The following is a 304-nucleotide window of genomic DNA, read 5'->3' as shown; positions in this document are numbered from 1 at the left end:
CCGGGCCCGCCCCCACGACCACCACTTTTCGCCTGGGCCCGGTGGATTTTTCGATAATGTGCGGCACACCCATGTATTCACGGGAGGTCGCGGCGTTCTGGATGCACAGCACATCCAGGCCCTGGTACTGGCGATCGATGCAGTAGTTGGCGCCGACGCACTGTTTGATCTGGTCGATCTGGCCCATCTTGATCTTGGCGATCAGGTGCGGGTCGGCGATGTGCGCACGGGTCATGCCGACCATGTCCACATAGCCGCCTTCCAGAATGCGCGTGGCCTGGTTCGGGTCCTTGATGTTCTGCGC

Annotated in this window: 1 pseudogene; it reads right to left on the bottom strand. The window is 61.8% G+C overall.

What is annotated here, in order from left to right:
• A pseudogene (locus AC0L20_RS40610) lies at window positions 1-304 on the bottom strand (N-methylproline demethylase); the annotation flags it as partial.

The organism is Bradyrhizobium sp. Kon58, assembly GCF_055807455.1.
The sequence above is the reverse complement of the archived record's forward strand: the minus strand, read 5'-3'. Positions and strand labels throughout refer to the sequence as shown.